We start from the raw sequence: 23,742 nt of genomic DNA, 5'->3' as shown, positions 1-23,742 counted from the left end.
TTTAGATATCGACGATGATCTTGCCGAAATGCTGACCCGATTCCTGATGCCGGAATGCATCCCCCAGATCGGCCAGTGGGAAGGATTTGTCGAGCACGGGTTTCAGCCCATTGGCTTCGATCGCGGCAATCATATCCTGCTGCTGCGCCCGGCTGCCCACGGTCAGGCCCTGCACGCGCAGATTTTTCGCCATTAACATCGCAGTCTGCACCGGTCCGGCGAAACCGGTAAGCACGCCGATCAGGGCGATATGTCCGCCGATCCGCGTCGCCATCATCGACTGGTCGAGCGTGCCCGGTCCGCCGATTTCCACCACGCAATCGACGCCTTTGCCGCCGGCCAGTTCGAGCACCTTGGGACCCCAGGCTTCGACTTCCTTATAGTTGATCAGATGATCAGCCCCGAGCGCTTTCAGCCGCTCCAGCTTTTCATTGGATGACGACGTCGCGATCACCGTCGCACCGGCCGCCTTCGCAAATTGTAGCGCGAAGATGGAAACACCGCCGGTGCCCTGCACCAGCACCGTATCGCCCGGCTTCACCGTGCCATCGACAAAAAGCGCGCGCCAAGCGGTAAGCCCCGCGCAGGTCAGGGTCGCGGCTTCCGCAGCGCTATAGCCTGCGGGTGCCTTGGTCCATGACGTGGCTGCGCCAACGACCTGTTCAACCGCATATCCATCAATGCCGTCACCCGGGACACGCTGAAACCCGCCTTCGGGCGGCGTCCCGTCAATCCAGTCTGGGAAAAAGGTCGAAACCACCATATCGCCCACCGCAAATTCACTGACGCCTTCACCGATTGCGGTAACCTCGCCCGCGCCATCGGACATCGGAATACGGTTGTCGACCGTCGGGATCATCCCCTTGACCACCGCATAGTCATGATAGTTGAGACTGGACGCCCGCAGCCGCACCGCGATTTCACCGGGACCAGGCGCCGCCGGATTGGGTAGGTCGACCAGCTTGAGATTGTCGAGCGATGCAGGCGCGTGGAGTTGGATGGCTTTCATGGCGGGTCTCTCCTGAATTTAATTGTTTGATTAAATTCAGGTCTAGTATGGCGGTGGCGGGTGGTCAACAACTGCCCGCATCATAGCCGACTGATGACGATTGGCGCCGGTCGACCGGCCTTTTCCGTGGCAGCGAGACCGAAACGCAAAAAGCCCGTTCGTCCTGAGCTTGTCGAAGGACCGAGGCAGTTACCATCTGAGCCCGGCACTTGGTCTGGAAACCAGTCCCGGATTCGCAAGCTCGAGACCGGGTTGGCATGGTGCGCACCCATCCTTCGACAAGCTCAGGACGAACGGAAGAGGGTTGATGGCCTCAAGAGTCAAAGCGTATCGCCGCAAAACGCCGTTCGTGCTGAGCCTGTTGAAGCATGAATTCGCACAATCTATCCCCGCGACCGACTCCGCGCCAACACGGATATCAAATCCCAGTCCCCCGCAATCAAAGCCTGCTTTTTCGCCCGTGACCAACCCTTGATCTGGCGCTCGGCAGCCAGGGCTTCTTCGCGCGTCCCGAATGTTTCGCTCCACACCAGTTCCACCGGACGGCGGCTGTGCGTATATCCACCGATAGCTCCGGACTGATGAGCAGCGACGCGCACGTCAAGATTGTCGCTATGCCCGACATAATAATGCCCATCCGCACATTTCAGCATGTAAGTCCAGAATGCCATCGACGCACGATAGCGCGCACTCGTCCTTCGACAAGCTCAGGACGAACGGAGAGATGTGGTTGGCCGGAACAGGTAAATGCAGTTGGACTCAGTCGGCTACGAAGCGATCAGTGATTCAGCCAGAATCGCACGGCTAAGAAACCCGTTCGTCCTGAGCCTGTCCAAGGACCGCCTCATTCCCACTCAATAGTCCCCGGCGGCTTGCTGGTATAATCGTAAACCACCCGGTTGATCCCCTTTACTTCGTTGACGATCCGCGTCGATACGCGGGTCAGGAAGCTGGCGTCGAAGGGGTAGACGTCGGCGGTCATGCCGTCGGTGCTGGTCACGGCGCGCAGGCCGCAGACATTGTCATAGGTGCGGCTGTCGCCCATCACGCCGACGGTCTTGACCGGAAGCAGCACGGCAAAGGCCTGCCAGATCGCGTCATAAAGTCCGGCGTTCCGGATTTCCTCGAGATAGATGGCATCCGCCTTGCGCAAAATGTCGCAGCGTTCCTTGGTCACTTCGCCGGGGATGCGGATCGCAAGGCCCGGGCCGGGGAAAGGATGGCGATCGACGAATTGATCGTTCAGGCCCAGCTCGCGCCCGAGATCGCGGACTTCATCCTTGAACAATTCGCGCAAAGGCTCGACCAGTTTCATATTCATCCGCTCGGGCAGGCCACCGACATTATGGTGCGATTTGATCGTGACACTAGGTCCACCGGTAAAGCTGACGCTTTCGATCACATCGGGATAGAGCGTGCCCTGCGCGAGGAAGTCAGCGCCACCGACGCCGGCGGATTCTTCGTCAAAGACTTCGATAAATTCGCCGCCGATAAATTTGCGTTTCTTTTCCGGGTCCGTCTGTCCGGCAAGACCAGTCATAAAACGCTCTTCAGCGTCCACCACGACCAGCGGAATATTATAATGGTCACGAAACAAGGTCTCGACCTGCTCGCGTTCGTTCATGCGCAGCAGACCATGATCGACAAAGACGCAAGTCAGCTGGTCGCCGATCGCTTCATGGATCAGAATCGCCGCCACCGAACTGTCGACGCCGCCGGACAGACCGCAAATGACTTTCTTGTCGCCAACCTGGGCCCGGATTTCGGCAATTTTGGCGTCTTTATATTCGGCCATCGTCCAGTCACCGGCGCAACCGCAGACATGACGCACAAAATTGGCGATCATCTTCCCACCAGCCGGCGTGTGCACGACCTCGGGGTGGAATTGTGTGCCATAATAGCGGCGCTCGTCGTCGGCGATCAGCGCGAATGGCGCGCCTTCGGTGGTCGCAACGATCCGGAAGCCGGGTGCAAATTCGGTAACCTTGTCGCCATGGCTCATCCATACCTGATGCTGCTCGCCGACCTTCCACAGGCCGTCGAACAAAACGCATTCCTCGCTAATCTCGATAATGGCGCGGCCGAATTCACCGCCAAATTCACCGCCGTCACCCGATTCAACGGTGCCGCCCAGCTGATGGGTCATCACCTGCTGGCCATAGCAGATACCGAGGATCGGCAGGCCGCTTTCAAAAATCACATCCGGCGCGCGCGGGCTGCCTTCTTCGGGAACCCCGGCGGGCGATCCGGACAGGATGATCCCTTTGGGTTTCAGCCGGTGAAAGGCCTCTTCCGCGCTGTTGAACGGAGCAATTTCCGAATAGACCCCCGCCTCGCGCACCCGGCGGGCGATAAGCTGCGTGACCTGAGAGCCGAAATCGACAATCAATATGGTTTCTTCATGAGCAATGGACATGGGATGCGCTTAATGGCGCGCGCGCAGAGAGTCTATATCTTGTGACGGTCTTTGCGAAATTAGTGGGCGGCCATCAATGCAAAGCCTGGCTACCTTATTCCGCTTCTATCATATCCCGCAATTCGGTCTTCAAAATCTTGCCAATATGGCTGCGCGGCAGTTCGTCAATCAGGCGCAGTTCGGACAGACGCTGTGTCTTGCCAAGACCGTCATTGGTCGCGGTTTTCAATGCGTCGAGATCCAGCACAACACCAGGTTCAGCGACCACGAAACCGAGCGGCGTTTCGCCCCATTGCCGGGATTCAATCCCGATAACCGCAGCATCGGTCACGCCCGGCTGCTCCATCAGCGCTTCTTCCAGATCACGGGGATAGATATTGAAGCCACCCGAGATGATCATGTCCTTCGACCGGCCCATCAGCGTGATGAAACCATCTTTATCGACCCGGCCGATATCGCCCATCCGCTGCCAGCGGTCGCCATTCTCGTCATACCAGCTGGCTTCTGCCGTCTTTTCCGGCTGGTTCTGATAGCCGGACATCATCGTCTGTGACCGTCCAACCAGTTCACCCATTTCGCCGGGCGGCAATGGCTTCAGTTCTTCATCGACGGTGATCACCTCGCTGCCAGCCCAGGCGATGCCGACGGTGTGCAATTTGTCAGGATGGGCATGGGCGAGCAGAATGCAGACGACGCCGCCTTCGGTCATCGAATAAATCTCGATCAGGCCGCCGGGCATGCGCGCGATAACCTCGGCCTTCAATTCCGCCGAAAACGGCGCGCTGGTGCAATATTTATGGGTGAAGGTCGACAGATCATAATCGTCAAATCCTTCAAAATCCATCAGTCGTTGATATTGGACCGGCACCAGCATCGTGTGGGTCGCGCGATGTTTTTGCGCCAGTTCCAGCCAACGCTGGCAATCGAATTTCCGCATCAGCACCGCAGTGCCGCCATAGGCCATGGTTGCTACAAAGATACCGAGCGTGGTGTTGGAATAAAGCGGGGTCGAAAAAAGCGAGACCTGTCCGAGCTTGCCGTAACCCGAATTCTCTCCGACCGCCATCTGGTACCAGCGCATCTGACGGCTGTGGACAATGCCTTTGGGCGTGCCGGTGGTGCCGCTGGAATAGATGATATTATAAGGATCATTGGGCCCAGTGCCGGGGTCCGTCGGTGTCGCGCCTTCTGCCGCCATCCAATCGAACATCAAGGGTGCATCCTCTACCGCGGTATCCATCATGATATGTTGGAGCGGCGGCAGGTCGAGGCCACTTTCCAATAGCTCTGTGCGTTTTGCACCATCGATGAACAAATGCATCGCGCCGCTATCACGGGCCATATTGGCAAGCTGTTTCGGGGTCGCCGATGTGGTCAGCGGTGCCGCGCAGCCGCCTGCGACAATCGTGCCGAGATAGGCCAGCGCATAGCGGATCGTGGTCGTTCCCAATATCGCAACCGCCTGCCCCTTTTGCAGACCATCCGCCTGCAACTGTGCGGCGATCCGGTTCACCTGAGCAGCGGTCTCGGCCCAGCTCAGCTTTTCCTCACCATCATCCAGCGCGATCCGGTCGGGTTGATTGACGGCATGCGCATTGATGAGATCAGCCAGCTGGCCAAAAGGTTGTTCAAGATAGCGATAGGGGTCTAATTTTATCATGCGCGGTTGATTCCGCATCGCTGCAGAAAATGCAACTTACTTTAATGAGGGGAGGCGCCGCTAGGTCGCGTAGCCGTTGGCAATCCGTTTCACGCCTTGCTTGAAACTCGGCGCACCGAAATTGATCAGCAATCCCATCGGCAGATTCATCAACCGCAAATAGGTGGTGACCCGCTGGCTATCAATCGATGTCCAGCGCTCGACCGAGATAATCTCGATCAGCAGCTTCCCTTCGACCAGAAGGTCACAGCGGAACCCCTCGTCAAAACTCTGGTCGTCAAAATTAATGGAAACCGGCTTCTGCCGCTCGACCGTCAGACCGGCCCGCGTCAACCGCTCAGCGAGCAAGGTTTCATAAACATTGTCGAGCAAGCCGGGGCCAAGCGCGTCATAGATATGATAGCCGCTGTCTATCGCAGCGGTTTCCAGTTTTTGAATATTGTGATCCACGATTGATGTCGCCAATTGCCCGCCCCTTTGTCAGCGCCATTGGAAGCGCTGCAAGGCCTTTGCGGTCATTGGATGACAGATTGGATAAGGCTTTTGGTTAGCAAAAAATGAATTTGGTGACGCCATTCTCTGACGCAAACAAAGCTGCGTTCAGCCGCGGTTAAATACGCCCGTCCGATATCCAGCGGGAAGGGAGAAAAACATGCGCTCATTCTCGATTTTATGCTTGGCGGCTCTGCTCGCTAGCCCTGGTTTTGCCCAAGAGGCGCCCAAAGACCTTGTTGACTATCGGGGTTTCGAACAATTGACCGGCGAAGTCTTCGGCTACCGGGAAACCCATATGGTCAGCCTGGAAGATTTCCGCGCGCGCGCAGCAAAGCCGGATACGATCATTCTCGATACGCGTTCGGCCGCCGCTTTCGCGGCTGGTCATATTGAAGGTGCGGTCAACCTGCCCTTTTCCGACTTTACCGAAACCAGCCTTAAAGAGGTTATCGGCGAGACCACCGACCGCGAGATATTGATCTATTGCAATAATAATTTCACCGACAATGTCGCGCCGGTGCCGAGCAAAAAGGCTCAGCTAGCGCTCAATATCCCGACCTTTATCAATCTCTATGGCTATGGTTATCGCAATATCTATGAATTGCAGGGTGCCTATCAGATGCAAGATCCGGCGATCGCGTGGACCAGCCAATAAGGCGTAACGCAGCGATCAATCGCGCAGCTTGTCCAGCTTGACCCGGCCATCCTTCGGGTCCGCCGTGATCACGACGAGGCCCGCTTTCTCCATCCGCGCCAACGTGCTGGTCAGTTGGTTGATGATCCCGATCTCGTTGAAAACCTGGAACGTCAGCGGATCTTTGATGTTCACGATATACGCCTATACAAGATGGGATTCCAACGGCCAGCGGGGGCTGGGCCCAAGGGAGAATATATTGGTTCAGAACTGCTCTGACTACATCTTATCCTCAGTCGAAATTTGAGCCCGATAATGGGTATGACAAGATGTAAGGGTTGACTCGACTACACATGTAATCGAATGTCTGATCAAAATTGGAGTTAGGTTATGACCACTGTTAGAACAGTCATCGGCATTCTCGGCCTTTATTTCTTGAGCCAGTCTGCCCAGGCCGAAAAATCAGCGCCAGCGCCTGTGAGCGCCAAGCATGCGGAACGGATAGAATTGATCGAGGCTGGCTTACGGCCAACATATGGTGTCCGCGATGGCGAAAAAGAGCAGTGGACTCTTGCAGAAAGGATGCGTCACTACGACGTGCCGGGTGTCAGCATAGCGGTCGCTATTGACGGCAAGCTTGTTTGGGCGAAAGCATATGGTGTTCTGGACAAAAATAGCGGCAAAGAAGTGGATAGCGACACACTTTTTCAAGCTGCATCATTGTCGAAGCCCATCGCTAGCCTCGCCGGACTAGCGTTAGTACAAGATGGCCTCCTATCCTTGGACAAGCCTGCGAACGAGTTTCTGACGAGCTGGCAGATACCTGACAATGAATTTACCAAGCAAGAGCCAGTCACAATCCGTCATCTCATGTCGCACCGTGGCGGGACAACCATTCATGGTTTTAAAGGATATGAAACCGGTGCTGATTTACCGAGTTTGCCGCAGATACTAGACGGCGTTGCTCCAGCAAATACGCTGCCCGTCATTGTGAACCAGCTGCCGGGCAAGGAATATCGGTACTCAGGCGGCGGCTTTACTATTCTTCAGTTGGCGATAGAGGACGCCATCGGTCGCAGTTTCGCCGATGTCGTCGAAGGCAGAATATTCTACCCGGCTGATATGACTCGGAGCAATTTTCGCTATCCAGTTAATGATCCCAATGCAGCCACCGGTCATGACGGAAAGGGTTCGCTGTCGATGGCCGGCAGAGATCTTGTCTATCCCGAACTGGCCGCCGCTGGAATGTGGACGACGCCCAGCGAGTTAGTTACGCTTGGCTCGCTGGTAGCCGACGCAAGAAACACCGGCAATCTCATACTGGATACCGCACTGGCCAGACAGCTTGTGCCTAACGATGCAGAAATGCCCGGTCTTGGCTTTGGGCTCAATGATGCCGGAGATGGCCTGACTTTTGTCCACAACGGCCATAATCCGGGCTTCAGTGCTCGATGGATCAATTATGCTGATGGCCGGGCCAGTGTGGCAGTGCTCACCAACTCGGATAGCGGGGGAAACCTGATCCGCGAGATATTCAGCGGTATCGGTCATGTCTATGGCTGGAAACAAGACGCCTATGAAGTCCGCGACACTATACCTCTTAGCGAAGCAGAGTTGCGAGATATTGCTGGAAGCTATGCGTTTGGCCAAGATGACAAACAGCCCGTAGCGACAATTTCTGTCATTGACGGCGAGTTATGGATCGACGGCATATTGGTTGAACGTTCCCGCTTACATGCTCTCAGCAAGAGCGCATATTTTGTGACCAAAGGGCTTAACTTCGAAACGGAACGGAGTGCGTCAGGGCAAGTGATCGCAATCAGCGTCGAAGGAGAAATTCGCTTGGTCCGATTACTGTCAAAGGATTGAATGATAGGCGCTGCAAAAGTTAGGGCGCCAGCGTACTCTCGTCGGTGATAAAGAAGTTTCTACCCAGGCCCAAATTGCGGTGTCGCATATTCATTGGCTTAGAAAGGGGGAAGTCGATAGGGTGGCTATCACAGGTCGACAGAAACGAAAGGTTGGGACGCCATGTTTGTGAAATCCATTCTCATACTGATCACGACAATCGCCTTTGCTATTGTCCCGTTTCTGTCACCGGAATTTGGTGGATTTGATCCCGAACGCTTTCCGATCCCCCAAAGAAATGCAGCCGTTCAACCCGCTGGCTGGGCTTTTTCTATCTGGGGCCTGATCTATCTCTGGCTGATCGCTCACGCCGCTTTCGGGGTTCTTAAATATCAAGACGATAGCGAATGGGACAAAGGCCGGATCGCGCTCTTCATCTCGCTGGCGGTTGGCACCATCTGGCTGCCCGTTGCCCTGCTATCCCCCATTTGGGCGACAATATTGATATGGATCATGCTCATCGCCGCGCTGGTCTCCCTCTATCAATCCGAACAGGCAACCCCCTCTTGGATCGCGCGATGGCCAGTGGCGCTCTATGCCGGATGGCTATCCGCAGCGTCCTTTGTTTCCATCGGATTGCTGCTCGCCGGATATGGCTTTGTTGCAGAAATACCCGCAGCGGTGATCGCGCTCGCTCTGGCGACCGTCTTCGCAGGTTATAATGGCTACCGGCTCAAATCCCTGCCTTATGGCGCAGCCGTCACCTGGGGATTTTTCGCCATTGGCATATCCAATATGGGCACATCGACGCTGCTAACCGTCGCCGCTATGGCCGCCGCCATTTTTGTCTTTGGTTTGTCGGCAATGCCGAAAAAACCGCTGGGCTAGTTAGAGCCATCTGATTGCCGACATCTCGTCACGCTACCCACTGGCACTATGTAATGTCCCTATTTTCATAAGACTGCCGTCGATCCGAATTTCGCTCTTCATTCTATTGCAGCAGGTCGCAGCGGATGCAGATATGAATGGCTGTTAGATGGAAACCTCAGGCGGAACGCTGGTTGCGTATTTTTCCCAAGTGCTCATCGGTCGTTTGTTCAGCCACTGGTCTGGCACTTGTAGGGAATCCGGGTGATGCTTCTCGACATATGCCAGCAGATAGGGCGGGATATCCTGATAACCGCTTAGGCCCTTGTGGCTGAACATCCGGCCATAAAGCGTGCCGTCCTGATATTTATTGCCGCCCATCATCATCCATGGCCACCATTCCGAAACCCGCGAAAAACCGGTCATCGATCGAGCGGATGGAATGTCACGATTTTCAAGTTCCGATTTGGACACGCGAAAGGTAAAATGCTCGGAAGGAAAAATCTTGTGCCCGGTGGAAGCCTTCGGCCATTTTTCAGGGGTGACAGGATTGGTGTAGCCATGGGCATAATCCCACGCCAACAGGGCGTCATCGCCATAGAATTCAAACGGCAAGATAAACGGTATCGTGCCATTTTTTTCGATGTTCGAGCCTTCATTCATGACAGTAGGCTCGTCATCTTCGGTGCCAAAATCATAGCGCGGCATCTCTTTGGTCAAGACGCCACCAATGGTATTGAAGAAGTTAAATGGCTTAACCGTTTCACCCGTGTAGGGATTTTGCCAAGACTCCAGAACTTTTGTAAAAGCGAGGTCGGTGAAAAAGCCCGTTTCTTTACCGCGCAGATGAAGATTCCCATCCTCGTTAAACTTGGCCTGGAGCACGCCGGTACCGACATAGCCAAATAACGGCGTATGTCGCTGACCCGGAATGCGCGCGTACATAATGCCGTGGTAAGCGCCATAGACCGGTTCATCAAAACCCGCCCAGATCTTGCCAAAGGCATATAGATTGTCGGTGGGGTCTTGATAGTCCAGCGTCTGTTTCTGAATCTGAGTTTGCTCAGCCAGCGTTGATTTGGCCGCCAATCTGCTGCCACCAACCGCTACAGCCGAGCCGGTCAGCAACCCCAGGCCCGTCAGTGCTCGCCGGCGGTTCATGATAAGATCATTGATCAACGCTGATTGCATGTTTCTTCTCCAGAATGTCAGAGCTTAAGCAAGCGCCCCGTCGCGGGCTACTCTTTTGAAATTGCGATAGTCTTCAACATGCACCGCAAATGCGCCAGCCTAAGCCGCGCAGGACGTTCTTGTCCGCTTAGCGGACAAATACCCCTCTCCCGCGCTCATAGCGAAGGCTGGCTTTCAACATCCTAGCTCGGACTATCTCGGTCTTTGGGAAGCCTGAGGAGGCTCGACAGGCTTAGCCAGCCACCAGCACCACATAGGTGCTTTCGACCCAACCGCTCTTGCAGGGGCCGTCATAATTGCGTTTGGCACGCACGGGAGAGGATACGCCGCAATCGAGCGCTCCTTCTGTACCTGCTGAACCAGAGGAGGCGTCATAGACGATGCCAAACCATTGCTGGTCGTGACTGCGGGTGCAGATGTGGACCATCTGGCCAGCCGCAAGGCTGTCCATTTTCTCCGCGGCATCAAAAGGCGCGCTCAGCACCGATAGGGAATCGCTCACAGGGCCCCCCACTTCGCCCACGGACTGACAGGCATCAAAACGGGGACCACCTTCACCAATGCGCACCGGCTTAGCCGTGGTTCCGGCATCAACCCGCTCGGAACGGCCGGTCGGATTTTCCATATAGTCGCTGCTATCGGCCAGGTCATCGCTGACCTTGGTGGATTCGGAGCAGGCGGTGGTTGCCAAACCTATCAGAGAAACGGCGAGCAGGGTTCTGTTCATGGCAACAGTTTAGCGCAAGAACAGGGTCTTTGGGAAGCTGCGAATTAATGTGGCCTCAATCTGCTCCGTAGCCAGTCACAGGACGATCTGCGTTTGCGTGACCACGGCCACGAGCGTTCCGTCTTCCAGCGTAATTTTCGTTTGCCAGACCGACTGGCGTCGGCCGACCTTGAACGGGGTCGCTTCGCCATAGACGATGCTGCCCTCCGGCGCGGCGCTCAGGAAATTGGTTTTGCTTTCCGACGTCGTGGTGCCGTTCGACCCCTCCGGCAAATTGGCAAATCCGCCGAAAGCACCCAGAACATCGGCAAAGGTCATCACCGCCCCCCCATGGATGCTGGGGGTGCCGCGCCCGTTGCCAGCCGTACAAATTTCCGGCCGGACGAGCATTTCCCCGCGCACCACGTCCTTTTCCATCGCGGTGACGGTGATTCCCATGGTTTTGGCAAAGGGAACCATATCGGCAGGATTGGGCATATTCGGGTCCTTTTCGGTCGGCTGGGCGAAGAAACGGGATGTTACCCCTGTTTTGCATAAAGAATTGGGAGCGCAAAGGAATTTACAGCATCGGCGCAAAAAGAGCATTTTTGTCGCGATTTTGCCCCCCTATTCATTTTGATAATCACCGCTTTTTGCGAAAATTTTCTGCGCGTTTGAAACTTGATGGGAGTCATTGATTTTTAGGGATTTTAATATCGCAAAATCCTACATTTCCCTTGGGTTTGCGCGCGCCAGCGGCTATGGTCTGGTCATGAATGACATGAACGAAAATGAAATGCCGGAAGATGCTTCCAACTCTTCCAATCAAAACGAATATGGTGCAGATTCTATCAAGGTTCTCAAGGGCCTAGATGCTGTTCGCAAACGCCCTGGCATGTATATCGGCGACACCGATGATGGCAGCGGACTCCATCATATGGTGTTCGAGGTTTCCGACAATGCAATTGACGAAGCGCTGGCCGGTCACTGCGATCTGATCCTGATCACGCTCAATGGCGATGGCAGCGTCTCGGTCGAGGATAATGGGCGCGGTATTCCGACCGGAATGCACAGCGAAGAAGGCGTGTCAGCGGCCGAGGTCATCATGACCCAGCTCCACGCTGGCGGCAAGTTTGAGAATACGTCTGACGACAATGCCTATAAAGTGTCCGGCGGACTCCACGGCGTTGGTGTATCGGTGGTCAATGCCCTGTCGGAATGGCTCGAACTGGATATCTGGCGCGACGGCAAGGCGCATAATATGCGCTTTGAATTCGGCGAAGCCGTTCGTTCGCTAGCCGTGACCGGCGACGCACCGCCAGCAGACAATGAAACCGGGGTCAAAAAGGGTACAAAAGTAACGTTTTTTCCTTCTCCCGAGACTTTTAAAATCACCGAATTTGATTTCGAAAAACTGGAGCATCGCTACCGCGAACTGGCCTTTCTCAACAGCGGTGTGCACATTATTTTGCGCGATGCGCGGCATGAAGAGCCCAGTGAAATCGACCTGTTTTATGAAGGCGGAATCGCTGCTTTTGTTCAATATCTTGACCGCAACAAAACGGCTCTGGTGCCCGAACCTATCGCCATTCACGGCGACCGGGACGATGTCATTATCGACGTCGCGCTGGAGTGGAATGACAGCTATTATGAGAATGTTCTCTGCTTCACCAACAACATTCCGCAGCGCGATGGCGGGACCCATTTGGCGGCTTTTCGTTCGGCCTTGACCCGGACATTGAACAATTATGCCGAAAATTCCGGCGCGCTGAAAAAAGAGAAGGTCAAACTGACCGGCGACGATATGCGCGAAGGCCTATCTGCCATTGTTTCGGTCAAACTGCCCGACCCCAAGTTCAGCTCGCAGACCAAAGACAAGCTGGTTTCCTCGGAAGTACGGCAACCGCTGGAAAGCTTAATGGCTGATAAATTGGCAGAATGGCTCGAGGAAAATCCGCAGAATGCCGCTATGGTGATACAGAAGGTCATTGATGCTGCGGCAGCCCGTGAAGCCGCGAAAAAAGCGCGGGAACTGACGCGCCGCAAAGGGGCAATGGACATTGCATCGCTCCCCGGAAAGCTCGCCGATTGCCGCGAACGCGATGCAACAAAATGCGAACTATTCCTGGTGGAGGGAGACTCTGCTGGCGGATCGGCCAAACAGGGCCGCGACAGCATGTATCAAGCCATCCTGCCCTTGAAAGGCAAGATCCTCAACGTCGAACGTGCGCGTTTTGACCGGATGCTGTCCTCTAAAGAGGTTGGGACCTTGATCCAGGCCATGGGCACCGGAATTGGACGGGAAGATTTCAACATAGAGAAGCTGCGCTATCACAAGATTGTCATCATGACCGATGCTGATGTCGATGGCGCACATATCCGTACTTTGTTGCTGACTTTCTTCTATCGCCAAATGCCCGAGATCATCCTGGGCGGCCATCTCTACATCGCTCAACCACCACTCTACAAAGTTGGAAAGGGGAAAAGCGAAGTCTATCTCAAGGATGACAATGCGCTCGACCAATATCTGGTCGAAGCCGGATTGAATGGCATGATTTTGCAAACCGGAGAAGGCGCACGAAGCGGCGATGATCTTGGTAGCTTGATCGAACATGCCCGCAGAATGCGCAGCCTGATGACCTATGTGCCACGGCGCTATGACGGCACTATCGTTGAGGGAATGGCACTGACAGGCGCTCTCAATCCCGATCATACAGGGAAGGAACGACAGGCCGCCGTCGATGCAACAGCAGCTTGGATGGACAAGGTTGACGAGGAAGGCCGCTGGTCGGGTCAAGTCTCGGAAGAAGGCGGCTATCTATTCCAGCGATTGTGGCGGGGTGTTACCGATCATCATATCATCGAAGCTAAATTTCTGGAGAGCGCGGAGGCCCGCAAACTGCACCGGCTCGCTTCGGAAGAATCCGCAACATATAACAGCGGCAGCCGGCTAGTGAAATCGACATCAAATGATGCAGATACAGGCGATACGGACGACGTTGGTGCAGACGGCGCCCTCATCACCCGCCCATCAGAACTGCTGAACACGGTGCTGACTGCAGGCCGCAAGGGCCTCGCCATTTCCCGCTACAAAGGACTGGGCGAGATGAACGCTGAACAGCTGTGGGAAACGACACTCGATCCGGAAGTGCGCTCGCTATTGCAGGTGACCGTCGAGCAAGCCGACGTGACCGATGATATCTTCACCAAGTTAATGGGCGAAGTGGTCGAACCGCGGCGCGAATTCATTGTCGACAATGCGCTGAACGTCGCCAATCTAGATATTTAGTCAATTCTATAAGCGAAGGTTGGCCGAACGATCGGTCAACCTTCGCATAGACTATGACTTAGGACGCCGCAGCGACAGCGCCCATCATCAATTCCTGATCCTTGCGCGTCGGATTGCCGCGCAGACACAGTCCGCCGTTCACCTGTAGATTTTCACCCGACATGAAGCATTCGTCACTGGCGAGGAATACCGCTGCCGCAGCGATATCTTCGCTCGTACCGATACGGCCAAGCGGATAGCGCGCTTCGAATGACTCGACCAGTCCAGGCACCTGATCCACGCCCGCCGTCATTGGCGTCCGCGTGAGACCCGGCGAAATACTGTTCGCACGAATTCCTTTTTCGCCAAATTCATGCGCAACACAGCGAATGATATGATCGGTGGCCGCCTTGGTACCCATATAGGCAGCATGGTCATTCAGCATGATCGTCGCGGTAGCGGAGCTGATTTGAATGATCGACCCGCCATCTTCCATGGCTTTGATCATCTCCTGATAGAATTGAAACGGCCCCACCAGTTGCAGCGCCGACATCATTTCCAGCTCTTCCTTGGTATTTTCCAGAAACGGTTTCAGAAAGCCCAATCCGGTCGCATTGACCGCAATATCAACACCGCCCATTTTGCTTTTTGCTGTATCGCCAAGAGCCTTGATATCAGCCTCGTTCGTTAGATCGCAAAGCGCATAGTGACCACCGAGTTCGCCAGAGAAGCGCTTCAGCTCATCTTCCTTCCGCCCGGCCACCAAAATGTCGGCACCTTCATCGTGCATACGCTGCGCAATGATCTGCCCCATATTGCCTGCTCCGGCCGCACCCAATATGACGGCCCGTTTTCCTGCCAAACGTCCCACTTTCACTCTCCTTCGTTTAATATCTGTTGCGGATCACACTATCTCGCCACTCGCCAGCGGCTACTCTCAATATGGTTATCATATACAGTCCAAAAAAAGGGCCGGAAGCAGCGAACTGCCCCGGCCCAATTTGATCAACGGGAGGTTGATCAGAATGTAAAGCTGGCTTCCACAAACACCTGACGGCCACGATTCTGGGTGACGACAAGGTCATCACCAGCTGGCAAACCAAAACCATTGCCTGCTGGAGCCAAGAAAGGACGACCACCAGTGGTGTTGATCCAAATCTCATCGGTCAGGTTCACGCCAACCAGTGACAATTTCCAAGCACCATCTGGGTCACCAACCGAAATCGAGCCATCGATCGATACGTAGCTATCTTGTTTCAGATCATTCAGTGAATCTTCGTTCGTGAAATAGGATCCGCTATATTGGACATTGCCGTTCAAACCGAGTTCCAATGAATCTCCCAATGGCGTCGACCAATCAAAGGCTGCGTTGGCAGCAAATTTTGGAGCACGCGCCGCTGCTCGGCCGTCAAGATCTTCACCCGACGTCGTCACGAACGGAGCCGTAAATGTCGCATCCGTATAGGCAAACGCACCAGAAAAGCTCAGCCCTTCAACCGGGGTGCGCCATGCCCATTCGACATCCACGCCCTGGCTCGTCAGCTGACTAGCGTTAAAGGTCTGGAACTGAACAGTTGTCGCATCAAAATTCTGCACCTGAAGATCATCAAATACATAATAGAAGACAGATGTGTTCAGGGTAACCGCGCGATCAGCAAACTGCGCTTTCACACCAATTTCACCGCCGAGGCCCGTTTCCGATTTGAATTTCAGCGCATCGGCAACAGCTTGGCGGGTGGCAGGATCCGGATCATTGAAGCCCAGCAAGCTAGAAGATGGCAAGGCACTGTTATCGATGCCACCAGACTTGAAGCCCGTTTTAAACGCACCATAGATGTTGATATCCGGCGTCGCCTGATAACGGATCGAAAGTTCAGGAGAGAAATTATCATCGCTGAAATCGATCGGCCCTGAGAAGAACCCGCTCGGAATAAACGCAGGGCCTGATGACAGGAATGTATGAACATAAGGAACCGAAATCCGGCTAGTCTTGTTCTCATCGGTCCAGCGCACGCCGCCAGATACCTGCAACTGGTCCGTTAAATCCAACGTCGCACTGGCGAAAAACGATAGCGCTTCGGTTTTGGTATTCTGCTTTTTGTACCAATCGTAGGTGTTGCCAGTCACAGGATCAGCAGCAAGTAGCGAAATATTCACACCCTGTTGCGAAGTATTGAAGTCAATGTCGCGACTTTCATAAAATGCGCCGACCATGAAGTTGAACATTCCATCAAAATCGCTTGAAACACGCAATTCCTGAGTGAATTGTTCGGTCGCGTTGCGCGGGTCACTACAACCTACGCCCCCTGGTGCACCCGAAGCAAATTGTCCCACATATCCGTAGCAATCCGTATCGACAGCATCCAAGCTGAGATAGCCGGAAACCGATGACAATGTCAGCGAATCAGACAGGTCCAAATCCCATTTCAATCGTCCAAAGAAGATCTCAGTTTCACCAAACGGAATGCCATTGTTGAATCTAGGATCCCCTGCAGAGCCGTCTGGAGCTTGACTAATCAAAGCCGTTGCCCCGTCTGCATGGTGGTAAAGACCATCACTATCATTACAATCGGCGTTCGATGGAATTATTACACCGCCCGAAAGCAAGAAAATGGGATCTGCAACTCCATTCGCACCGCAATTAATATCGGAATGCGCAATTGCGCCGTCATTTTTATTTTTGACGTAGTTCAATTTCAAATTGGCGCTAAAATTATCAGCGGGATCCCACTGAAGCGTCGTACGACCAACGAAACTCTCAAGTCCTCTGGAATCTCTGATACTACCGTTTGGATTGAAAGCCGGTGTTCCTGGCGCCAACTTCACATAATCTTCTATACTGTTCAACTGAGCTGCAACTCTGATACCCAAGGTATCGGAGATTGGACCAGAAATATGTCCACTGATCGTCGTACCATTCTCTTCAAATTCATGAGAAACCTTCGTTCCGATCTCCCAGCTGGCTGTTGGATCGGCTGACCGAACCGAAAAAACGCCGGCCGAAGCACTTTTACCAAAGAATAGCGATTGCGGTCCTTTGAGAACATCAATTTGCTCAACGTCGAAGAAGCCTGCTTGTACCATCCGCATCGTGCTGACCTGAACGCCGTCAAAGTCAAAAGCCACGGCGGAGTCAAATGACGCAGAGATATTGGATGAGCCAACGCCACGCAAACTAATCTGACCACCAGAACCAGAACCACCAACCTGAACGTTAAGAGCCGGAACTCGGCTCGTCACATCGGCAATTTCGTTAACCTGGAATTTCTCCAGCGTGTCGCCACCGATTGCAGTTACCGTAACGGGCACTTCCTGCAATGTTTCCGTTTGCTTCCGCGCAATAACGGTAATCACATTGCTTTCGTCCAACTCTTCAGCATCCTGTGCCATAGCTGGCGTTGCGAAACCGGCAAATGCCAGAGTGGCGGCAGAGCCCAATAATATTGACTTTGCGGACTTGCCTCCGAAGATGGATTTACTGTGCGACATATGTTCGGTCATTGCTCTCTCCCAATCGGCCTAGTTTTTCAGCCAGGCGCTATCTACAAAATGCGGCGGTTTCCTCCGCCTTGTTATGATTTTGTCTTAAGCGTCCGTTTCCCTTGGCTCTGCTAGCCAAATTGATAGCAAATGAGGAAAACTGTGTTTTTCCCGCAACATTTGTTCGTTTTTGGCCAAAAATCGGCTGTGCACTATCGATAGTGCTAACGATAATAGGGATTGCGCAAGACAAGAACTCACCGCCTATAGTGAACATAATTGCAGCATTAGGAGAAAAGCAAAATGGGTCGCCTCAGCGGGAAAATTGCCATCGTAACGGGAGCCGGTTCCGGTCTAGGGAAAGCGATCAGCGAAACATTTGCAAAAGAAAGCGCACGGATCGTGCTAACCGACATCGATATCGAAGCTGCGACGAAAGTTGCCGATATGATTGGCGCCGATGCCATTGCCCTAGAACAGGATGTTGTCGATGAAGTGCGCTGGGACGAAATATTCGCGGCAACGGCCGATGCTTTTGGCGCGCCTCATATTCTGGTGAACAATGCGGGGCTCGTCATTCCCGGCACTATCGAGGATTGCTCGCTTGATCTGTTCCGCAAACAAACTTCCGTCATGCTCGACGGGGTTTTCCTGGGATGCCGCAGCGCGGTAAGAGCCATGAAATCCAATGACCAACCGAGTGCAATCATCAACCTCAGCTCGATGGCGGCCTTGCAGGGCTATTCCCCCTTTGTGGCCTATAGCGCCGCCAAGGGGGGCGTACGTTCGATGACCAAATCCGTTGCGTTACATTGCAAGGAACAGGACTATCCGATCCGCTGCAACAGTCTCCACCCCGCCGGCATCGACACACCGATGGTGCGGCAGGAAGCCGTTGGTGCAGACGGTGGAGAAACGCCCGCGACCGGAATGATCAAGATCGGCGATCTGGGCCACCCCAATGATGTCGCAGCTTTGTGCGTCTATCTGGCCAGCGATGAATCCCGCTTCATGACCGCCGGCGAATATCCGGTCGACAATGGTGTGCTGTACAAACCTGCCTGATCTCAGGAGGCAGCGGCACCCATTGCGGCCGCCATCTGATTCTGGAATTCCGCGAGATCAAAATAGTCTCGCCATTTGGCGATCTTGCCCTGGCGCATTTCGAACGTCCCCATTACGCGGATTGCAATCCATTGGCCGTTGATCCGAAACTTATCCGTGCGTTCGGTTAGAACCGTATCACCCTCGGCGACAATATGGTGGACAATCCATTCCGCGCCATCGGAGCCCATGCCCGATCCGTCAAAGAAAGCCCTGACCGCATCAATCCCTACACAAGGTTCCATCGGGATATTGTGATAGAAAATATCATCTGCCATCGCCGCATAGATCGCGTCATAATCCAGCCGGTTCCAGGCGTCGATAAAATCGAGAACCTGTTGCTTGCTATCGGACATGGTGGAAACTCCCTTCTATTCGTCCGGCGAGACGTCGAGGATCATCTTGCCGTGATTGCCGCCGGAAAACAGTTTCATAAACGCCGCGTAGCTGTTTTCGATTCCCTTATCGATGTCCTCGTCATGCTTGATTTTGCCTTCACCGATCCATTGCGCCATTTGCGCAATACCTTCAGGGAAACGCGGCGGATAATCGCGCACAAGGAAACCTTTGATCGTCGCCTGACGCGAGATCAGATACCAGAGATTACGGATACCGATGGGGTCCGGACTATTATATTCACTGATCATTCCGCAAAGCACGACACGGCCATGTTCATTGATCGCTGTGATCCCAGCATCGAGAATTTCACCACCAACATTTTCCCAGATAATGTCGACGCCATCGGGCGCCGCCGCCGCTATTTCTTTCTCAAGATCAGCCTGGCTCTTGCCGCGATAATCAATGGCGGCATCAAAACCATAATGGTCAACCAGCCGGGCGCATTTTTCCGCGCCACCGGCAATGCCGACAACGCGGCAACCCTTGATTTTGCCGATCTGGCCAACCAGCGACCCGACCGCACCGGCGGCACCGGTTACCAGCAAAGTGTCGCCTTCCTTGGGTTTGCCATCGTCGATCATGCCGAAATAGGCGGTCATCCCGACGGCACCAAGAACCGAAAGAAAGTTCGTTGGAGAAGGCACAAGCGATGCGTCAACGGGCGAGGTAAAGCCACCTGCCTGAACGACCGAATATTCTTCCATCGCGCCAAGCCCGACAACCCATTGACCAACTGGAAAATCGGGGTTTCTGGACTCGCTCACTCTGCCAACACTGCTGGCGGTGACCGCTGCACCTAGAGCGATCGGCGGCATGTAGCTTTCCGCATCGCTCATCCAACCGCGCTGGGCAGGATCAAGCGAGATAAAATGATTGCGGACCAAAAACGCGCCATCGTCGAGTTCCGGTAGGTCTTCTTCAACCAATGCAAAATCGCGCTCTTTGGGTTCGCCAACCGGGCGACTGACAAGCGTGAATTTGCGGTTCTTGGTCATGGATTATCCTTCATTCGCGATTTTATGAGATTTCTTGATCTTCTTGGCGAGCGACCATTTGTGGACCTCGGTGGGTCCGTCATAGACGCGGAAAGCGCGCACTTCACGGAACACCTGTTCGACCACCGTATCCTTGCTCAATCCGGTGCCGCCCATGACCTGCACGCAATTGTCGGCAATCCGGAACAGGGCTTCGGAAACGGAGACTTTGGCCATCGAGCTTTCGGTCGTCCCAAGCGCGCCGGTATCGAGGACCGAAGCGCACCAGTCGATCATCAGTTCGGCCTGCTTCAGATCAATCTGGTTTTGGGCCAGCATGAAGCCAACGCCCTCATGGTCGATCAACGGTTTGCCAAAAGCCTGCCGTTTGCAAGCATAATCAATCGCGATTTCTTGCGCCCGGTCACAGCAACCGAGCCAGCGCATGCAGTGGGTCAGGCGGGCCGGAGACAGGCGCACCTGCGCATATTTAAACCCTTCGCCACTTTCGCCCAGCATCTGGTCCGCTGGAACGCGCAGATTATCGATTTGTACGACCGAATGGCTGCCCGGCATCGAGCTGTCGATCGTGTCGAGTACGCGCTCGATCTTGATCGCGGGGTCCGGAAGATCAACGAGGAACATCGTCGCGCCTTCGTCAGACTTTGCCATGATGATCCCGACTTTGGCACCTTTTGCGCCAGTGATGAACGTCTTGCGACCATTGATCACCCAATGGTTGCCATCGGGCTTGGCGGTCGTCTGCATCATCATCGGGTCGGAGCCCGCGCCATTTTCACTAGCCGGTTCGGTCATGAAGAAGGCGGAACGTTCCCGTCCGGACACGAGCGGCTCCAAGAACCGTTCTTTCTGCTCCGGCGAAGCGCATTTGCCGAGCAGATACATATTGCCTTCGTCCGGCGCGAATGTGTTCACCGCCAGTGGCCCCAAAGGCGACAATCCGGACTTGCGCAAAACCAGCGCCGTTTCCAGATGCGTCAGGTGACTGCCATCCTCGCGGATATGCGGTGTCAGAACGCCGGCTTCCTTCGCCAGGGCCCGCATTTCCTGGACCAGACCGTCGGTCGGGCCATGGTCTTCGCAACGCTCATCTTTTTCAAAAGCAAAAATTTTGTCGCGAACGAATGTCTCCACCCGTTCGGCCATGTCTTGCGCTTCTGCGCTGATATCTTTGGTCATCGAATCTCCTATCTTTGGAGAATCGTTACGGCAGATACGCCTGGTGCGCCATAGACTTGGGTATAGCCGGTTTTTGGATCACCCGGCACTTGCCGTGCCCCCGCGGTACCCCGCAATTGCATAACATTTTCGTAGACCTGCCTCAGCCCCGATGCACCGATAGGCTCACCGCACGCAAGACAGCCACCATCCGTGTTGACCGGCAGTTCGCCGTGAATTTCTGTCTTGCCTTCGATCAGCCATTGCTCCTGATCGCCATGCGCACAGAAACCATTTTCCGCCATGTGCATGATTTCAGCACCGGCTTCGGTATCTTGCAATTGCGCAACATCAATATCCTCGGGGCCCATGCCAGCCTGTTCGAATGCGGCCTTCGCAGCCAGCTCTGTCGCCGTTCCGCCGCGCTCGACATCTATCGATGCCGCGAACACTTCAAAGGAACCCGGCGGCCGGGTCCGCATGACCGAAGTCTTGAGCCGAATCATCGGCATCCCCAATTCCTTGGCCTTTTTCTCACTCGCCAGGATCAGCGCCACTGCACCTTCTGCTGGAGAACAGAACATATATTTGTTGAGCGGGTCGGAAATCATCGGCGCATTCATGATGGTCTCCAGATCAACCTCACTGCGTCGCCATGCATGGTCAGTCTTGGCACCATTGCGGAACGCTTTTTCAGCAATCCGGCCCAATGTCTCCGTGCTAAGATTATGTTCGTGCAAATAGCGCATGATTTTCGCGCCGAAAAATTGGGTGGTCAGCATATAGCCAGCCTCACCATACCAATTTGGCAAGCCATAGCTTGCCGGGTCAGCGTTGAAAGCGCCGCGAGGGTGCTTGTCAAAACCGACCGCCATACCGATTTCATATTCGCCCGACTTGATCGCGCTCGCGGCCGCGTTGAGGGCCGAGCCGCCAGTGGCGCAGCCATTGGAGACATTAATAAATTGAATACCGGTGAGGCCAAGCTGAGACACCATCGTATCAGCCGCACCCGAAGCCGCAGATCCCCCAAAGGCAAATTCAATATCTTCCCAAGACACGCCGGTGTCTTTCAATGCTTGTTTCACCGCATAGACGCCTTGGTCCATGCCATCGCGCCCTTCGGTTCGACCGAATGGATGAATGCCTGCTCCTACAATACAAACGTCTGACATAATTATTCTCCCTGAACAGGCTTGAAGGCATGAATGAGCACTTGCTCCGATGGCGGTGCATCTGGATCAAGCGGTATCGCCGTCAATTCTACTTCCATGCCGATTTTGACATCTTCCGGTTCAATGCCGGTCAAACGCGATTCCACCATGGTCTGCTCCGGCAGGCTGACATAGGCGACAACATACGGTTTGAATGTTTCCGGATCAGCTGGTCCAGCATATGGCGTCTTCGGCGGAAAGCGTTGGACTGTATATGTCCAAACCGTTCCGCGTGAAGCCAAAGCGATGGGTTCGATATTATCATTGGGAGTCAACGGCAACGGAAAGAATATATGTCCGGTTTCCTTGTTTCGCGCACCGACAAGCGCGCTCATGTCAGAGGTGAACAAATTTTCTGCAATCGGCTGTGCACTCACGAAGTTCTCTCCCTTTTCTAAGAGTCCTATAAGGGGGAAAGCAGACAGCCAATAACTGCCAAAACGGCTAGGATAAAACGGCCTCAATAACCCGGATGTACCGCCAGCATACCGCCATCGACGAGCAGATCACTGCCGGTGACGAAACCGCTATCATCGCCAGCAAGATACACGGCTGCCGCGGCAAGATCGCTACCCTGGCCGATTCGGTTCATTGGCGACATCGAGGCCGCCATTTCGATCATGCCCGGAACGCTTTTCGCTGCTGTATCGATGATCGCCGTGTGGGTTGCGCCGGGAATCAGATTATTGCACCGAATATTCAATCCATTCTGCGCACAATGAACGGCCACCGATTTGGATAGCATACGGACCGCACTCTTAGATGCCGTATAGGTGATATCCCCCGGAAGCGCAGTGAAAGCGCTCGTCGAAGCTATATTGATGATAGAACCGCTTGAGCCGCCGGGATTTTCTTTCATCATCGCAATCGCCTTCTGACACCCCAGCATCACACCGGTCAGATTAATCCCAAGCAAATGATGCCAGCTTTCGAGATCCACATCCTCGATATTCTTGCCGATAACGATTCCAGCATTGTTGACCAATATATCAAGCCGGCCAAACTTGTTTCTGACCCGTTCCATCACGCCGCCCCACGATTGCGCGTCGGACACATCCTGCGTCATAAAAACGGCCCCTGCTTCATCCGCGACGGACTGGCCCAACGCTTCCTGCACATCGGTCGACAGAACTTTGGCACCTTCTTGTACAAAGCGCTCAACCGTCGCCGCACCGATTCCCGATGCACCGCCGGTCACAATCGCGACTTTGCCTTCCAATTGCTCCGGCATATTCATCTCCCTATCAAATTCAGCAGAGGCCTATTCTGCCTCGGCACTCTAGTTTCAACATAACGTA

Annotated in this window: 22 protein-coding genes; 5 read left to right on the top strand and 17 right to left on the bottom strand. The window is 54.4% G+C overall.

Features of this window, described 5'->3' with window-relative positions; genetic code table 11:
* Nucleotide 1: 1 nt before the first annotated feature.
* From ABJG22_RS05620 to ABJG22_RS05600, 5 genes are all read right to left on the bottom strand, one after another.
* Entirely contained in the window at nucleotides 2-1,009 is a 1,008-nt protein-coding gene (locus tag ABJG22_RS05620) for an NAD(P)-dependent alcohol dehydrogenase (protein WP_348019273.1), read from the bottom strand.
* Nucleotides 1,010-1,392: 383 nt separating this feature from the next.
* On the bottom strand, nucleotides 1,393-1,662 hold the full coding sequence (locus ABJG22_RS05615; protein ID WP_348019272.1) for a GIY-YIG nuclease family protein: 270 nt from the start codon (nucleotides 1,660-1,662) through the stop codon (nucleotides 1,393-1,395).
* A gap of 191 nt (nucleotides 1,663-1,853) precedes the next feature.
* Nucleotides 1,854-3,425: a glutamine-hydrolyzing GMP synthase gene (gene guaA / locus ABJG22_RS05610; RefSeq protein ID WP_348019271.1), complete on the bottom strand. Its 1,572-nt coding sequence runs from the start codon at nucleotides 3,423-3,425 to the stop codon at nucleotides 1,854-1,856.
* Between the two features lie 94 nt (nucleotides 3,426-3,519).
* Complete coding sequence (locus ABJG22_RS05605; RefSeq protein WP_348019270.1) at nucleotides 3,520-5,085, bottom strand: class I adenylate-forming enzyme family protein; 1,566 nt, start codon at nucleotides 5,083-5,085, stop codon at nucleotides 3,520-3,522.
* Between the two features lie 60 nt (nucleotides 5,086-5,145).
* On the bottom strand, nucleotides 5,146-5,550 hold the full coding sequence (locus ABJG22_RS05600) for a GxxExxY protein (RefSeq protein ID WP_348019269.1): 405 nt from the start codon (nucleotides 5,548-5,550) through the stop codon (nucleotides 5,146-5,148).
* 187 nt (nucleotides 5,551-5,737) lie between these two features.
* On the opposite strand from ABJG22_RS05600, the gene ABJG22_RS05595 reads away from it, so the two are divergent.
* Nucleotides 5,738-6,235, top strand: a complete 498-nt coding sequence (locus ABJG22_RS05595; protein WP_348019268.1) for a rhodanese-like domain-containing protein — start codon at nucleotides 5,738-5,740, stop codon at nucleotides 6,233-6,235.
* Nucleotides 6,236-6,250: 15 nt separating this feature from the next.
* On the opposite strand, the gene ABJG22_RS05590 is transcribed toward ABJG22_RS05595, so the two are convergent.
* Entirely contained in the window at nucleotides 6,251-6,409 is a 159-nt protein-coding gene (locus ABJG22_RS05590; protein ID WP_348019267.1) for a hypothetical protein, read from the bottom strand.
* 195 nt (nucleotides 6,410-6,604) lie between these two features.
* Between ABJG22_RS05590 and ABJG22_RS05585 the strand changes: the two genes are divergently transcribed.
* A complete protein-coding gene (locus ABJG22_RS05585) occupies nucleotides 6,605-8,083 on the top strand; it encodes a serine hydrolase domain-containing protein (protein WP_348019266.1) in 1,479 nt (492 codons plus the stop codon).
* A gap of 168 nt (nucleotides 8,084-8,251) precedes the next feature.
* Nucleotides 8,252-8,950 (top strand): hypothetical protein, encoded by a 699-nt coding sequence (locus tag ABJG22_RS05580; protein WP_348019265.1) that lies wholly within the window; start codon nucleotides 8,252-8,254, stop codon nucleotides 8,948-8,950.
* A 144-nt stretch (nucleotides 8,951-9,094) separates the two neighbouring features.
* On the opposite strand, the gene ABJG22_RS05575 is transcribed toward ABJG22_RS05580, so the two are convergent.
* The 3 genes from ABJG22_RS05575 to ABJG22_RS05565 all read right to left on the bottom strand — a co-directional run bounded on the left by ABJG22_RS05575 (nucleotide 9,095) and on the right by ABJG22_RS05565 (nucleotide 11,324).
* Entirely contained in the window at nucleotides 9,095-10,120 is a 1,026-nt protein-coding gene (locus tag ABJG22_RS05575) for a DUF1838 family protein (protein WP_348019264.1), read from the bottom strand.
* A 232-nt stretch (nucleotides 10,121-10,352) separates the two neighbouring features.
* Entirely contained in the window at nucleotides 10,353-10,847 is a 495-nt protein-coding gene (locus ABJG22_RS05570; protein WP_348019263.1) for a hypothetical protein, read from the bottom strand.
* 75 nt (nucleotides 10,848-10,922) lie between these two features.
* Nucleotides 10,923-11,324, bottom strand: a complete 402-nt coding sequence (locus ABJG22_RS05565; RefSeq protein WP_348019262.1) for a PaaI family thioesterase — start codon at nucleotides 11,322-11,324, stop codon at nucleotides 10,923-10,925.
* A gap of 298 nt (nucleotides 11,325-11,622) precedes the next feature.
* Here ABJG22_RS05565 and gyrB point away from each other — a divergent pair, with 298 nt between their 5' ends.
* Nucleotides 11,623-14,115: a DNA topoisomerase (ATP-hydrolyzing) subunit B gene (gyrB, locus tag ABJG22_RS05560; RefSeq protein WP_348020304.1), complete on the top strand. Its 2,493-nt coding sequence runs from the start codon at nucleotides 11,623-11,625 to the stop codon at nucleotides 14,113-14,115.
* Between the two features lie 58 nt (nucleotides 14,116-14,173).
* Here gyrB and ABJG22_RS05555 read toward each other — a convergent pair whose 3' ends face one another.
* Together ABJG22_RS05555 and ABJG22_RS05550 are read right to left on the bottom strand one after the other, a co-directional pair.
* Entirely contained in the window at nucleotides 14,174-14,965 is a 792-nt protein-coding gene (locus ABJG22_RS05555) for an SDR family oxidoreductase (protein ID WP_348019261.1), read from the bottom strand.
* Between the two features lie 149 nt (nucleotides 14,966-15,114).
* Complete coding sequence (locus ABJG22_RS05550) at nucleotides 15,115-17,595, bottom strand: TonB-dependent receptor (protein WP_348019260.1); 2,481 nt, start codon at nucleotides 17,593-17,595, stop codon at nucleotides 15,115-15,117.
* A gap of 282 nt (nucleotides 17,596-17,877) precedes the next feature.
* Here ABJG22_RS05550 and ABJG22_RS05545 point away from each other — a divergent pair, with 282 nt between their 5' ends.
* The gene (locus ABJG22_RS05545; protein WP_348019259.1) at nucleotides 17,878-18,639 is read left to right on the top strand and encodes an SDR family oxidoreductase; all 762 of its coding nucleotides are present in this window, start codon (nucleotides 17,878-17,880) and stop codon (nucleotides 18,637-18,639) included.
* A 2-nt stretch (nucleotides 18,640-18,641) separates the two neighbouring features.
* Here ABJG22_RS05545 and ABJG22_RS05540 read toward each other — a convergent pair whose 3' ends face one another.
* The 6 genes from ABJG22_RS05540 to ABJG22_RS05515 form a co-directional block, all read right to left on the bottom strand.
* Nucleotides 18,642-19,034 carry a limonene-1,2-epoxide hydrolase family protein gene (locus ABJG22_RS05540; RefSeq protein ID WP_348019258.1) on the bottom strand — a complete coding sequence of 131 codons (393 nt, stop codon included), beginning with the start codon at nucleotides 19,032-19,034 and terminating at the stop codon, nucleotides 18,642-18,644.
* 15 nt (nucleotides 19,035-19,049) lie between these two features.
* Complete coding sequence (locus ABJG22_RS05535) at nucleotides 19,050-20,072, bottom strand: NADP-dependent oxidoreductase (protein WP_348019257.1); 1,023 nt, start codon at nucleotides 20,070-20,072, stop codon at nucleotides 19,050-19,052.
* Nucleotides 20,073-20,075: 3 nt separating this feature from the next.
* On the bottom strand, nucleotides 20,076-21,251 hold the full coding sequence (locus tag ABJG22_RS05530) for an acyl-CoA dehydrogenase (RefSeq protein ID WP_348019256.1): 1,176 nt from the start codon (nucleotides 21,249-21,251) through the stop codon (nucleotides 20,076-20,078).
* A gap of 8 nt (nucleotides 21,252-21,259) precedes the next feature.
* Nucleotides 21,260-22,405, bottom strand: a complete 1,146-nt coding sequence (locus ABJG22_RS05525; RefSeq protein WP_348019255.1) for a thiolase family protein — start codon at nucleotides 22,403-22,405, stop codon at nucleotides 21,260-21,262.
* 2 nt (nucleotides 22,406-22,407) lie between these two features.
* Nucleotides 22,408-22,821, bottom strand: coding sequence for an OB-fold domain-containing protein (locus tag ABJG22_RS05520; protein ID WP_348019254.1), 414 nt, complete (start codon nucleotides 22,819-22,821; stop codon nucleotides 22,408-22,410).
* Nucleotides 22,822-22,904: 83 nt separating this feature from the next.
* Complete coding sequence (locus ABJG22_RS05515; RefSeq protein WP_348019253.1) at nucleotides 22,905-23,675, bottom strand: SDR family oxidoreductase; 771 nt, start codon at nucleotides 23,673-23,675, stop codon at nucleotides 22,905-22,907.
* Nucleotides 23,676-23,742 lie beyond the last annotated feature (67 nt).

This window comes from Parasphingorhabdus sp. (assembly GCF_039939955.1).
In the GTDB taxonomy this organism is placed as follows: Bacteria; Pseudomonadota; Alphaproteobacteria; order Sphingomonadales; family Sphingomonadaceae; genus Parasphingorhabdus.
The sequence above is the reverse complement of the archived record's forward strand: the minus strand, read 5'-3'. Positions and strand labels throughout refer to the sequence as shown.